The sequence below is a fragment of the Salipiger thiooxidans genome (assembly GCF_900102075.1).
Classification (GTDB): Bacteria; Pseudomonadota; Alphaproteobacteria; order Rhodobacterales; family Rhodobacteraceae; genus Salipiger; species Salipiger thiooxidans.
Genome location: NZ_FNAV01000044.1, coordinates 1 through 12,106, shown reverse-complemented (window position 1 = coordinate 12,106; position 12,106 = coordinate 1). Strand labels below are relative to the sequence as shown.

General features: G+C 60.2%; 11 protein-coding genes and 1 pseudogene. 2 read left to right on the top strand and 10 right to left on the bottom strand.

Going from position 1 to position 12,106, the window contains the following annotated elements; translation table 11 throughout:
* Positions 1–58: 58 nt before the first annotated feature.
* From BLQ77_RS27410 to BLQ77_RS27365, 9 genes and pseudogenes are all read right to left on the bottom strand, one after another.
* Complete coding sequence (locus BLQ77_RS27410) at positions 59–475, bottom strand: ribbon-helix-helix domain-containing protein (RefSeq protein WP_089964233.1); 417 nt, start codon at positions 473–475, stop codon at positions 59–61.
* A 567-nt stretch (positions 476–1,042) separates the two neighbouring features.
* Complete coding sequence (locus tag BLQ77_RS27400; RefSeq protein WP_089964232.1) at positions 1,043–1,270, bottom strand: ATP-binding protein; 228 nt, start codon at positions 1,268–1,270, stop codon at positions 1,043–1,045.
* Positions 1,267–2,192: pseudogene (locus BLQ77_RS27395) on the bottom strand (IS5 family transposase). Before BLQ77_RS27395 ends, BLQ77_RS27400 begins: the two are co-directional and overlap by 4 nt.
* Before the next feature lie 113 nt (positions 2,193–2,305).
* The gene (locus BLQ77_RS27390; protein ID WP_089964231.1) at positions 2,306–3,337 is read right to left on the bottom strand and encodes a histone deacetylase family protein; all 1,032 of its coding nucleotides are present in this window, start codon (positions 3,335–3,337) and stop codon (positions 2,306–2,308) included.
* 60 nt (positions 3,338–3,397) lie between these two features.
* On the bottom strand, positions 3,398–4,435 hold the full coding sequence (locus BLQ77_RS27385; RefSeq protein ID WP_089964230.1) for an ABC transporter substrate-binding protein: 1,038 nt from the start codon (positions 4,433–4,435) through the stop codon (positions 3,398–3,400).
* Positions 4,436–4,457: 22 nt separating this feature from the next.
* A complete protein-coding gene (locus tag BLQ77_RS27380; protein WP_089964229.1) occupies positions 4,458–5,252 on the bottom strand; it encodes an ABC transporter permease in 795 nt (264 codons plus the stop codon).
* Positions 5,249–6,130, bottom strand: a complete 882-nt coding sequence (locus BLQ77_RS27375) for an ABC transporter permease (RefSeq protein WP_089964228.1) — start codon at positions 6,128–6,130, stop codon at positions 5,249–5,251. The genes BLQ77_RS27380 and BLQ77_RS27375 overlap by 4 nt, the downstream gene beginning before the upstream one ends.
* A gap of 8 nt (positions 6,131–6,138) precedes the next feature.
* Positions 6,139–7,215 carry an ABC transporter ATP-binding protein gene (locus BLQ77_RS27370; RefSeq protein WP_089964227.1) on the bottom strand — a complete coding sequence of 359 codons (1,077 nt, stop codon included), beginning with the start codon at positions 7,213–7,215 and terminating at the stop codon, positions 6,139–6,141.
* Positions 7,216–7,288: 73 nt separating this feature from the next.
* A complete protein-coding gene (locus BLQ77_RS27365) occupies positions 7,289–8,656 on the bottom strand; it encodes an aminotransferase (protein WP_089964226.1) in 1,368 nt (455 codons plus the stop codon).
* Between the two features lie 138 nt (positions 8,657–8,794).
* Between BLQ77_RS27365 and BLQ77_RS27360 the strand changes: the two genes are divergently transcribed.
* Both BLQ77_RS27360 and BLQ77_RS27355 read left to right on the top strand, forming a co-directional pair.
* Positions 8,795–9,421 (top strand): TetR/AcrR family transcriptional regulator, encoded by a 627-nt coding sequence (locus tag BLQ77_RS27360; protein WP_008883098.1) that lies wholly within the window; start codon positions 8,795–8,797, stop codon positions 9,419–9,421.
* A 76-nt stretch (positions 9,422–9,497) separates the two neighbouring features.
* Positions 9,498–10,931 carry an aldehyde dehydrogenase family protein gene (locus BLQ77_RS27355; protein WP_089964225.1) on the top strand — a complete coding sequence of 478 codons (1,434 nt, stop codon included), beginning with the start codon at positions 9,498–9,500 and terminating at the stop codon, positions 10,929–10,931.
* A 356-nt stretch (positions 10,932–11,287) separates the two neighbouring features.
* Here the strand turns inward: BLQ77_RS27355 and BLQ77_RS27350 are convergent.
* Positions 11,288–12,106, bottom strand: an 819-nt coding sequence (locus tag BLQ77_RS27350; protein WP_165617234.1) for a transposase, incomplete at its 5' end; no start/stop codon positions are given.

Genomic DNA, 12,106 nt, shown 5'->3' with positions numbered 1-12,106 from the left:
GTGCGCCATGCGCCGGCGTTGAGCTTGATCATCTGTTCCGTCCTTGTGAGAGCCGACGCTACAGGATGCGGTCGGCGAGGGCCTTCTTGATGTCCGCGGACGCCTGGAGGCTGCCGAGAACGGTGATCGAGCCGATGGTCGCCCGGGCGAGGTCGGGCGTGACGTCTGAGCCGATGCGGGCGAGGCCCACGACCTTGATATGCAGGACCTCGCCCGCCGCACGAAGCTGCTCAAGCTCCGTCCGACCGAAATCCCGAAGGCCGAGCTCCATGGTGTGGCGCTCGATGGAGCGGTCGACCGCCTCTCCATGCGTATCCAGTTGCTTGCGGATCGCCGTGCGGATGAAGTCGCTGCGGTTCGAGTAGAACCCCTCCTGCACCAGCAGATCGATGCGACCCAGATCGACAAAACCTAGATTGATGGTGATCTTCTCGTTGTCGGGCTGCTTGCCCCTGAGCTGTCTTACCTCGGCCATCATCATTTCTCCATCTGCGTGGATGGTATATGGATGTCTTTTCGTAGAGTGCAAGTGGTCAGGAAAGCTTGCCTGTCTGTGGGGCGCAATTTCGCCACGAGCGTGCCGAAGCCCGCTTCCGGGAAAGGCATTCGCCATCTGCCTGTGCCTCAAGGACGGTGAAGCAGGGACCGCCTTCGCCCGAAAGCTCCTGATCGCTTCGTTGAGCAACGTTCTGAGGTGATGTCGTGGACGGCCTTGCAGCACAATCCAGGCAGCGCAGTCTGGTGCTGGCCGTCGTGACCGCGATCTCGCTTCCCGCCGCCCGGGGCGGCAGCGGCGCGGGGGATTGCCCCCCCATGACGGGCCCGGTGCTCCGCCTGATCTCCGCGTCCTTCCTAACGGTTGGGGACGGCGAGCACCGCGCTCTGGTCCTTCGGCGGCGAGTTCGTATCGACGCAGGTGGGCTGGGGACCGACCTGCTGGTCGTCACCCAAACCGACATGCGCGATCAGGGTGTGTCATCATGTGCGGGCAATCAAAAACGACAGCCCTCTTCACCCGCACTGACACTAACCGACAAAGGAGTCAGATTGCCTTTCTTCGCAAGGATGGGCCTGATAGTTCAATGCGATGCGCGGCGCTGGTCAGTCGATCAAGGATCGCATCCGCTATCGTCGGGTTGTCAATGAAGGCATGCCAGTTTTCGACTGGCAGCTGGCCGCAAACGATAGTCGCGCGTTCACCGATACGATCATCCAGAAGCTCCAGAAGATCGTGCTTGCCCGTGGCCTTGAGCTTAGGGTCAGGATTCATAACCAATGGATGACGAGGGCGGCGAGGGCGATGGCCGAAAGGAAGACCTTTGGGCACCGGTCATATCGGGTAGCCACACGCCTCCAGTCCTTGAGTCTTCCGAACATGATCTCGCATCGCTGCCCGGCAGGGCATCACGGCACGTGATGTCCCGAGAGGGGCGATTGCGGCGCTTGTGTCGGCGTTTGTCCCTTGCCCGGCAGGTCATTGCGAAGCAATGTCCCGGGAGGGGTATTTGACCGGCTTCTTGCGTTTCTTTCGGCCTGGGATACAGGCGCGCATCGCCTTGTCCTGCAACGCTTCTCTGAACCAGTCAGCGTCATAGCCACGATTCCCGAGCAGCCATTTGACGTTTGGTAGGCCGCTGAGCAATGCGCGCGCGCCGATGTAATCGCTGACCTGTCCGGCGGTCACGAACAGGTCGATCGGTCGCCCCTGACTGTCGCAGATGGCGTGCAGCTTCGTGTTCCGTTTTCGGGCGGAACGGTCCCCCGGACCGTTTCTTAATCCCTCAAACCCTTTGGTTCGACCGATCAGACGACCGCGCCCCCCTTTTTGGCGACCATGCTGGTCGCCGTTCGACGGGCCTCGAGATATGTCGTGTCCACTGCCCGGCAGGGCATCACGAAGTGATGTCCCGAAAGGGGATCATCACGGTCTTCTCTTCGCCCTGCTCAGCGGCCAGACCTACCATCATCCGCGCGAAGATGCCTTTCTCGCTCCACCGCTTCCACCGGCTGTAAAGCGTCTTATGCGGACCATACTCCTTCGGCGCATCTCGCCAACGCAAGCCATTGCGATTGATGAAGATAATCCCGCTCAAAACCCGCATGTCATCGACCCGAGGCTTACCATGAGGCTTGGGGAAGAAAGGGGCCAGGCCTGCCATCTGCGCGTCGGTCAGCCAGAAGAGATTGCTCATGTCACCGCTCCGTTTTCAAAGCCGTGAATCATGCTGTTCGCGCGAAATCAATGCATCCTGACCCTAAGGACAACACCTAGGGCATATCTTGAGCTCTGTTCCTCACCTCGTGATCAACTCTCGTGCCCAAAGAGCACATTGGTGGTGTTGATGCCGATTTCCTCGACTGCATATCCGCCCTCCATCACGTAGACGGTGGGTTTTCCAAGTGTCGCGATCCTTCGGCCGTAGTCGACGAAATCGTCATGCGTCAGTTTGAAGAAACTGATCGGGTCGTGTTCGAATGTATCAACACCGAGCGAAACGATCACCATGTCTGGGTCATAGGCTTGAATTCGCGCCAGCGCGTCTTGCAGTTTCGCCAGCCACATCTGGTAGCTGGCACCCGGCGGCAATGGGTAATTCCAGTTGAAACCTTCTCCAGCGCCTTTGCCTGTTTCGCCGGCATGGCCCAAGAAATGCGGGAAGGTGTGCATCGGGTCGCCGTGCAGCGACAGGAACAGGACATCGTCGCGATCGTAAAAGATCTCCTGCGTGCCGTTCCCGTGGTGGAAATCGACGTCCAAGATGGCGACTTTCGCGCAGCCCTTGTCCAGCGCATGCTGGGCCGAAATCGCGGCATTGTTGAAAAAGCAATAGCCGCCGAACTGGTCGGTCGCCGCGTGATGGCCCGGGGGACGACACAGGCCGAAGGCCACGTTTTCCTTGCCATCCAGCACGAGATCCGTCGCGGTCAGCGCGACATCCTTGCTGGACATCGCCGCCTCCCATGTGCCACGCGACATCACCGTATCGGTGCTGAGCGCGTAATACCCAAGCCGACCTTCGACGTGGAGCGGGATCTGTGACGCGGTCATCGACCTGCTGGGCCAGCAGGGGGCGAGCGCTTCGCCCTTGAACCCTGCGGCCTCCCAGTCATCCATGAAGGTTCTCAGGAAATCGACAAAGCCCGCGTCATGCACTGCCATAACTGGATCCAGGCCATAGTCCGCGGGCTCCAGCACCTCGCCAAGACCGCGGTTGCGCACCGCGCCGATGATGATCTCGGCCCGGCGCGGACATTCGAACGGCGCGACGAATTCTCCCTGATAGAGTTCGCCCTTCGCGTCGCGCAGTTTGTGCTTTTCGGAGAATACGGTCTTCATGATCAGTCCTTGCAAATGGCACCGCGCCGACCATGCGGCACGGTGCCCGTTGAAACGGTCTTACTTCAGCAGCGCGGTCCAGACCCGGTTCTGAAGCTCAACGGCCTTGGGCGAACAGCTTTCGATGAACTTGAGCGGCGTGCCTTCTGGCGGCGACAGCTCGGCAGCGTCCTTGAGGCCCTCGTCCATGAAGGCTTCGCTGCCGGTGATACCGTTGGCGTAGCCCGAGGAGTTCGACTGGATGGCGATGTTCTCCGGCTCCAGCATGAACTCGATGAAGGTGATCGCATTGTCGTAGTTCGGCGCCCCCTTGGGAACCACCAGGCTATCCGCCCAGGCGACCACGCCTTCTTCGGGGAAGGCATATTGCAGGGACGGCTTTTCCTTGCGCGCCAGCAGCGAATAGCCGTTCCAGTTTTGGTGCACGGAGACGTCGCCGGACACCAGGCGTTCCAGGATCCCGTCGGAATTGTAGGTCTTCACATCCGGCTTCTGCCCCATCAACAGGTCGAGCACCTGCTGCATTTCGTTCGGGTCCTCACTGCAGAACGGCAGACCCAGAGCGACCTGCGCCATGGTGATGACCTCGTCGGGGGACTTGAACATTGCGACCTGCCCCGCCAGTTCTTCGGGCGGATTGAAGATCACGTCGTAGTCGTCGACGTTGCCGGAATAGACGGCGGTGTCGACGGTGAACGAGGTCGTGCCCCAGTGCCACGGGATCGAATAGACGTTGCCTTCGTCCCACCAGGGGCTGGCCAGGTTGGGCACGATCCGGTCGTAGCCGTCGAGCTCGGACGCGTTGATCGGCTGGATCAGGCCTTCGGAGATAAGGATCGGAACAAAGTTGTGGGTCGGGATCGCGATGTCATAGCCAGCCGCGCCGGACTGGAGCTTTGCGAGCAGCGTCTCACCGGAATCGTAGGTGTCGAGGGTGACCGAGATGCCGGTTTCCTCCTCGAATTTCTCGATAAGCTCCGGCGAGGTATAGTCGGTCCAGTTGTAAAGCTGCAGTTCGCCGTCGGCAGAGGCGATGGTTGCGGTCAGGCCCAGACCCGCGCTGGCGAGGCCAAAAAGTGTCTTGCGATTAAAGGACATGTTTTCTCCTGTTGATTGGTTTTTATTGTTTCTTTGCGAACCACTGCGAGACCAGAACCGCGATGACGGAGATCCCCAGCAATACGGTCGAGACGGCGTTGACTTCGGGCGTGACGCCGGTGCGCACAAGGCCGTAGATGTAGATCGGCAACGTGGTCGACCCTGCTTCGGCGACCATCATCGTGATGATGAAATCGTCGAGCGAGATGATGAATGCCAGCATGGCACCGGAGAAGATGCCCGGGGCCAGCAACGGCAGGGTGATCAGCAGCAGCGTCGTCCTGCGATCCGAATACAGGTCGCGCGCCGCCGTCTCGAGGCTTGCATCCACCCCCCGAAGGCGCGCCTGGATCGGCAGGTAGGCGAACGGAATACAGAACACCGTGTGGGCGATGATGATGTTGCCGATCCCCCAGGACAGGTTGATCGCCGTAAAGAAGGTCAGCGTGGCAACAGCGGTCACGATTTCAGGGATCATCAGCGGCAACAGCAACAATCCCCCGAAAGCGGTCTTGTGCTTGATCTCGCGGTTTCGCCCCAGGGCGATGGCCGCCATCGTGGCAAAAACCGTTGAAAAGAGCGTCGAGACCGCGGCGATGATCAGGCTGTTCTTTGCCGCGTTCTGGATATCGTCATTTGAAAACGCTTTGACGTACCACTGAAGGCTGAATCCGTCCCAGACGGTGGCCGAGCGCGTGGCATTGAAGGAAAAGACCACCAAGATGATCAGCGGCAGGTAGAGGAAGAGGAAAAAGCAAAGAGTGATCCAGTTAAACCCCGGAAGCCAGCGGATGTCCCTATCGGAAGAGCGTATCAATGTTGGAACCCTCCTTCGTTGCGACGCTGGTTCACCGCGAAGAGAAGCAGGCAGATCAGTACCGCGGACATGATCACCATGGTCAGGGCCGATCCGAACGGCCAGTCGCGCGCGGCAGAGAATTGCAGCTGAACGAGACTGCCCAGCATGAGTTTCTTGCCGCCCCCCAGCAGGTCCGGCGCAATGAACGCACCCAGCGCCGGGATGAACACCAGGATCGAGCCCGCCACGATCCCCGGAGACGCCAGCGGCAGCGTCACGTGTCGCAGAGTGGTCCAGCGGTTGGCATATAGATCGCGGGAGGCTTCGATCAGTCGCTTGTCGAGCCGTTCGAGCGCTGCGTAGATCGGCAGCACCATGAACGGAACATAGGTGTAGACCAGTCCCAGCGCGATCGCGCCCTCGGTATAGAGCATCTTGATCGGCTCGTCCGTCACGCCTAGCCCGATCAGCAGGTTGTTGATCAACCCGGTGTCGCGCAGGACCAGGATCCAGCAATAGGTGCGGATCAAAAGATTGGTCCAGAATGGAATGGTGATGAGCAAGAGCAGGGTGTTGCGCCGGCTCTCGGGCTGCTGCGCGATGTAATAGGCGGCCGGAAAGCCCAGGGCCAGCGACCCCACCACCGCCACCGTTGCAACCCAGATCGAGCGGAAGGCGATCGTGAGGTAGGAGGTGTCGAACTCTACCTCGTCAAAGAGGTTCTTTTGAAACAGAAGCTGCGTATAGGCTTCGGTCGAAAACTCGAATTTCACCCCGCCATAATCGCCGGGTGTCAGGAAGGAATAGACAAAGATGATCGTCAGTGGCGCCAGCATGAACACGACGATCATGAACGTCGCGGGAAGCACTCCGGTATAGTGCCGCAATCGTTCCATAATACCGCTCATGCCACCAGGACCCGAATAGCTTCGGGATCGACTTCGACCGTTGCCTGGGACCCGACCTCCGCGATCGCGGTGCCGTCTTGATGGTTTTCGCTGCGCACCGCCACGCTCATGCCGTCGTCAAGCGTGACCCGGTATTCGGTCTGGCTGCCAAGATACTCGATGTCGCTGATCGTGCCGCCAAGGCTCCCGTCTGCGCGTCCGGGCGCGATGCGCGCCTTTTCGAGCCGGAACATCACCGTCACCTTGCCGCCCTTTGCATTGGCAGGCAGGGCGGGACCGGCAAAACGGATGCTGTCGGAAACATGGTAGGTGGCGGCGCTGTCGCCGTTCATACGCGGCGTGGCCTCGAAGAAATTCGCATCGCCGATGAACTCCGCCACAAATCGCGTGGCCGGGTATTCGTAGATTTCGGCAGGTCGGGCCACCTGCTGGATTTCGCCCCGCGACATGACCGCGATCCGGTCGCTCATGGACAGAGCTTCTTCCTGATCATGCGTCACGAAGACAAATGTGATCCCCGTCTCGCGCTGCAGACGCTTCAGCTCTGCCCGCATGGACTGACGCAGTTTCAGGTCGAGCGCCGAAAGCGGTTCGTCGAGAAGCAGAACACGAGGATGCGGGGCCAAGGCACGGGCCAGGGCCACGCGCTGCTGCTGCCCGCCCGAAAGCTGCGAGGGGCGGCGCTTTGCGAATTCTCCAAGATGGACGAGGTCGAGCATTTCCTGCGCCGTGCGCCGGGCATCAGGTTTGCCCTGACGAAGCAGCCCGTAGGCGACGTTCTCAAGCACATTCATGTGCGGAAACAGGGAATAGTGCTGAAACACCGTGTTCACTGGGCGCTTCTCAGGCGGCAGCTTTGAAATGTTTTCACCAAAGAGCTTCAGCGTGCCATCGGTCGGCACTTCAAACCCGGCGATCAGGCGCAGCAAAGTTGTCTTGCCGCATCCCGACGGCCCCAGAAGAGTGAAGAATTCATTGTCCCGGATGCTCAAATCCGAACCTTTCAAAGCCCGCACCGGTGGTGTTCCCGGATAGGACTTGGTCAGCCCGTTGATTGTGATCGCGTCCTGCATTCCTGTCCCCTGTTCGATTATGTCCGGGGGGCGAACCGTTGGTCCGCCGCCCCGTTCGGTCGTCGCAACGACATCAGTCCTCGATCTGCATGGCCCGCGTGATGCCTTCACGCAGCTTTGCCACCAAGTCGTCGATTTCGGCCTTGGTGATGGTCAAGGGCGGCGACATCACGCAGGCGTTGTAGGTCGGCCGGACCAGCAGGCCGAGTTCCTGGCAGATCGCATCCACCTTTGCCGTAAAGCCCGTGTCGCGGTTCTCATCGGGCGTGCCCGCGTCAAGCTCGCATTCGACAGCCGCCATCATGCCCTGCACCCGCACGTCGGTGACCACGGGCAGATCGCTCAGGGATTTCAGCGCGTTGGCGAAATAGGGGCTGATCTCGCGCACATGTTCGAGCAGCTTGTCGTTTTCAAAAATATCAAGATTGGCCTGCGCCGCCGCGACCGAGACCGGATGCCCGGAATAGGTGAAACCGCTGAAGAAGCTGCGCGGCTCATTGCTGACGGACTTGATCTCTTCGATCAGCCTGTCCGAGATGAACAGCGCTCCAAGCGGCAGATACCCTGAGGTCAGCCCTTTTGCGGTGGTCAACAGGTCCGGCGTCACGCCGAAGACGTCTTCGGATGCAAAGTAATACCCAAGGCGGCCGAAGGCTGTCACCACCTCGTCCGCGATGAAAAGAACGTCGTGCTTTTTGCAGATCTCATGGCAGCGCTTGTAATAGCCTTCAGGTGGGATGATCACGCCACCCGAGGCAAGCACCGGTTCGGCGATGAAGGCCGCGACCTTGTCTGCGCCCAGTTCCAGAATCTTGTTTTCCAGATCGGCGACCTTCTCGTCGCAGAACGCCTCGACCGACATGTCGGCGGCGCGGTCCTTGGGCTTGGGGCATGGCAGGAAATGGATCGTGTCTTCGATCATGTCCATCTGCGCCTTCTCGCGCATCTTTCCCGAACAGCTTGCCGTCAGGTAGGTGCTGCCATGATAGGCGTTCACACGCGAGATGATGTGCTTCTTTTCCGGTCGCCCGAGGCAGTTGTTGTAGAAGAAGACAAACCGCAGCGCGGAATCCACCGCGGTCGACCCGCCGGTGGTGAAGAAGACCGTGTTGAGATCGCCCGGCGTCATTGCCGTCAGACGTTGGGCAAGCTCGGAGGACGCCGTGGAGGCCATCGACCAGGGCGAGAAATAGCTGAGCTTGCGCATTTGCCCGGCGACCGCCTCGACGATTTCCTCGCGGCCGTGGCCGACGTTGACGCACCACATGCCACCGGGGCCATCGATCAGCTGATTGCCCTTGGAATCGCGCACATAGATCCCGCCGCTGGCTTCGAGATGGGTCCATTCATCGCGGTCCATCGCGGTGACGTCCTGCCAGGGATGCAGGAAGTGGTCGTCGGTTTTCCAAGTCTCGTCCGCTGCTTGTACAACGCCTGACATGATTTATCCTCCTCAAGCTCTGGCCGGGGCCGAAACTTCTTCTCGAAGTTCGGTCGCGTCAGGAAAATTATAGTGAACTTCAATTTAGTTGTTGGGTTCAAACTTGTAGTCAGATACAAATTGAGTCAAGGTGCGAACATGAGTTTACGCGAAAAACACAAATCCGAACGCATGCAGCGCCTCCTGGACGCGGCCACGCGCCTGTTTCTTGAGCACGGATTTGATGCGGTTAAGGCGGAGCGCATCGCGGAGATGGCCGATGTCTCCGTCGGGACGCTCTACAACTATTTCGGTGGTAAAAACGAAATCCTGCTGACGCTCACGTCCATCGAGAACGAGCGCCTGGCAGAGCTTGGCGCAAAGTTCGAACCCAGCGCGGAAGCCTCGGTGGAGGATAATTTCTGCACCTTGGTCGGAATGCATTTCAACGCGCAGCATATGGTTCTTCAGCGCGACCTCTGGCGGCAGGGCTTTGCCTTTGCCTTTGCGGCACCCGCCACGGCCGAGGCGCGCAGGTTGCGTCAGTCGGACCGGGTGCTGCGCCAGCAGATCATCGACCTGACGGTGGCGCTGCAAGCCCAAGGCCGCCTGTCGTCCGATCTGGATTGCGAGGCGTTCGGCGCCACGATCTTCAACAACGCCAACATGCTCTTTTTCGAATTCACCTTGTCGGAAAGATCGACCTACGACGATCTCAACAAGGTGATCATGGACATGACCAGGACGATCTCCGCGCTCGCCCTGCCTCGGAACGCATCTGCGTAGACAAGGCCGACACTCACACCCCCGATCCTCGGGGACACCAACACCGCCAAATCACGCCGCCTCAAGGGATGAACACATGTCCACCACCGATCTTTCGCAATTCTACATCAATGGCCGGTGGGTGGCCCCGTCCGGGCGCGATACCCTCGACATGATCAACCCTGCGACCGAAGAAGCCGTCGCGGTGCTGGCAATGGGCGACGCCTCTGATGTCGATACCGCCGTTGCCGCCGCCAAGGCAGCCCGACCTGCCTTTGCGACCACCACCAAGCCCGAGCGGCGCGCGCTTCTGGAGCGCATCCTCGACGTCTTTTCCCGCCGCATCGACGAAATGGCGCAGGCCATCAGCATCGAAATGGGGGCTCCGATCTCTTTCGCGCGCGAACAGCAGGCGCAGGTGGGTGTCGACATACTGACCGCCATGGTCGCAGATCTCGAGGCATTCGCCTTTGAACATACCCTGCCCAACGGGGATCTGATCGTGATGGAGCCCGTGGGTGTCTGCGGGTTGATCACGCCGTGGAACTGGCCGGTCAACCAGATGATGCTCAAGATCGCTCCATGTCTTGCCGCAGGCTGCACCATGGTGCTGAAACCTTCAGAACTGACACCGCTTTCGGCCAACCTGCTGGCCGAGATCATGGATGAGGCCGGCGTCCCGGCCGGGGTCTTCAACCTCATTCACGGTGCGGGCCCCACCGTTGGCTCGGCGATGTCGCGCCACCCCGACATCGCCATGATGTCTTTCACGGGATCGACGCGGGCGGGGACCTCAATTCTCAAGGAAAGTGCCGACACGGTGAAACGCGTGACGCTCGAGCTTGGTGGCAAATCGCCCAACCTCGTCTTTGCCGATTGCGAACTTGAGCGCGCCATCGACGAAGGCATCGACGCCTGTTTCATCAACTCGGGCCAAAGCTGCGATGCCGCCACGCGGATGCTCGTAGAGCGCCCGGTCTATGATCGCGCGGTCGAATTGGCTGCGGCGAAGTGCGCGCGCGTCAAAATCGGCGATCCGTCTCAGCCCGGCGATCAGCTGGGGCCGTTGGTCAGCCAGATGCAATACGACCGGGTACAGAAGATGATTCAGGTCGGCCTCGACGAAAACGCTCGGCTGGTCTGCGGCGGGCTGGGCAAACCAGAGGGGTTTGAGACCGGCTATTACGCCAAGCCCACCGTATTTGCAGACGTCTCCAACGACATGCGGATCGCGCAGGAAGAGATCTTTGGCCCGGTGCTGGTAATGATCCCCTTCGACGACGAAGAGGACGGCATCCGGCTGGCGAACGATACGCCCTACGGTCTTGGTGCCTATGTGCAAAGCGGTGATCCCGCGCGCGCCCTGCGCGTCGCCAAGGCGCTGCAATCGGGCACCGTCAACGTCAACGGGGCGTACCTGGCGGCAGGCTCTCCTTTTGGCGGTTACAAGTCCTCCGGAAACGGGCGCGAGGGCGGGGCCGAAGGCATGCGCGACTTCCTCGAGGTGAAAGCGATCGCACTTCCCGACTAGCGACGTGCAAAATGTGGCGTAGCCGATGGTCTCTTTAACCGGTTGTTCAATGGGTTTCCCCACAAGACCGCCACCTTCGGTGGGGAATGGCCATTGAGCGAGTGGCGCGCCTAAGAATTGGGGCGATCTTTCACGCAAATTGCTGTGTCGCTCAATTCGGCGTCGATGGCCACACTGTCGCCACGGCTGAACCTCGGAAATTGCTTCAGCTAAGTCTGGAGCATGCGCTTTCTGACGATTGCACATTTTTGGTTTGCGGTGGCCGCGAAACACCGCTCTCCGCCGATTCCGTGGAAAGACACCCGTTCGCTGGCGCAGAGGATCGACGGCTGAACGTGGTGCGAGCGGCTTTCCTGTCAGGCTTTTCGCGGTTGCTGCGATGCAGGAAGGACCTTGGCCAGTTTCCGGAGGTTCTGAGCGGTTGTGGCGAGGAGAAATTCGTCGTTTGCGCCGCATGGGCCGCGTAATCGGAGCCGGTTGAGGCCGAGTATGCGCTTGAGGTGGGCAAAGAGCATCTCGACCTTCTTTCGCAGCTTCATCGAGATCACGTATTGGTCGGTCTTGGCGATGTCGCGGGCGACCTGCCGGGCATCTTCATGTTCCTCGCGGGTGATGGATCGGAAGTCCATGTTCGGGCAGCAGCGCGCCTTTGATGGGCAGGCCTGGCAGGTCAGTCTCAGGGCACGGTATTTCGCTCTGCCCTGTCCGGTCGGCTCCCGGTTCGGGTCGGAATAGTTCCGTCGGAACTGCTTCAGAGCTTGGCCTTCTGGGCAGATGTATTGGTCGTTCTCGGCATCCCACCCGAAGTCCGCCCGGCTCCAGGTGCCATCGGTTCGTTCGGACTTGTCGAAGACTGGAATATGCGGGGCAGTCTTGCGCTCTACCTGCCAGCCCAGCATCGGCCCGGTGCCGCAGGCGGTATCCGCGATCAGGCGCTCGGGATGGAGGTCGAACCTGGCCTTGACCCGGTCCAGCATGGTCCTGGTCGAACCGACCTCTGCTTGCCGGATGGATCTCGTCGCCTCTACGTCCACAATCACGCCATGGTCCATGTCGATCAGGTTGTTGTCGGAATAGCTGAAGAATGCCGGCCCCTTGCGAGCTGCCGTCCACTGGCTGGCCGGATCCGAGTGGGAGGTGAACTTCGGCTGGACCTCGCTGGCGGCACCGAACGC

Bases quoted from the DNA above. Each gene is read 5' to 3' on its own strand.
- BLQ77_RS27410 (WP_089964233.1), bottom strand. From the start codon at position 475: ATGGCCGAGGTAAGACAGCTCAGGGGCAAGCAGCCCGACAACGAGAAG.
- BLQ77_RS27400 (WP_089964232.1), bottom strand. From the start codon at position 1,270: ATGAATCCTGACCCTAAGCTCAAGGCCACGGGCAAGCACGATCTTCTG.
- BLQ77_RS27390 (WP_089964231.1), bottom strand. From the start codon at position 3,337: ATGAAGACCGTATTCTCCGAAAAGCACAAACTGCGCGACGCGAAGGGC.
- BLQ77_RS27385 (WP_089964230.1), bottom strand. From the start codon at position 4,435: ATGTCCTTTAATCGCAAGACACTTTTTGGCCTCGCCAGCGCGGGTCTG.
- BLQ77_RS27375 (WP_089964228.1), bottom strand. From the start codon at position 6,130: ATGGAACGATTGCGGCACTATACCGGAGTGCTTCCCGCGACGTTCATG.
- BLQ77_RS27370 (WP_089964227.1), bottom strand. From the start codon at position 7,215: ATGCAGGACGCGATCACAATCAACGGGCTGACCAAGTCCTATCCGGGA.
- BLQ77_RS27365 (WP_089964226.1), bottom strand. From the start codon at position 8,656: ATGTCAGGCGTTGTACAAGCAGCGGACGAGACTTGGAAAACCGACGAC.
- BLQ77_RS27360 (WP_008883098.1), top strand. From the start codon at position 8,795: ATGAGTTTACGCGAAAAACACAAATCCGAACGCATGCAGCGCCTCCTG.
- BLQ77_RS27355 (WP_089964225.1), top strand. From the start codon at position 9,498: ATGTCCACCACCGATCTTTCGCAATTCTACATCAATGGCCGGTGGGTG.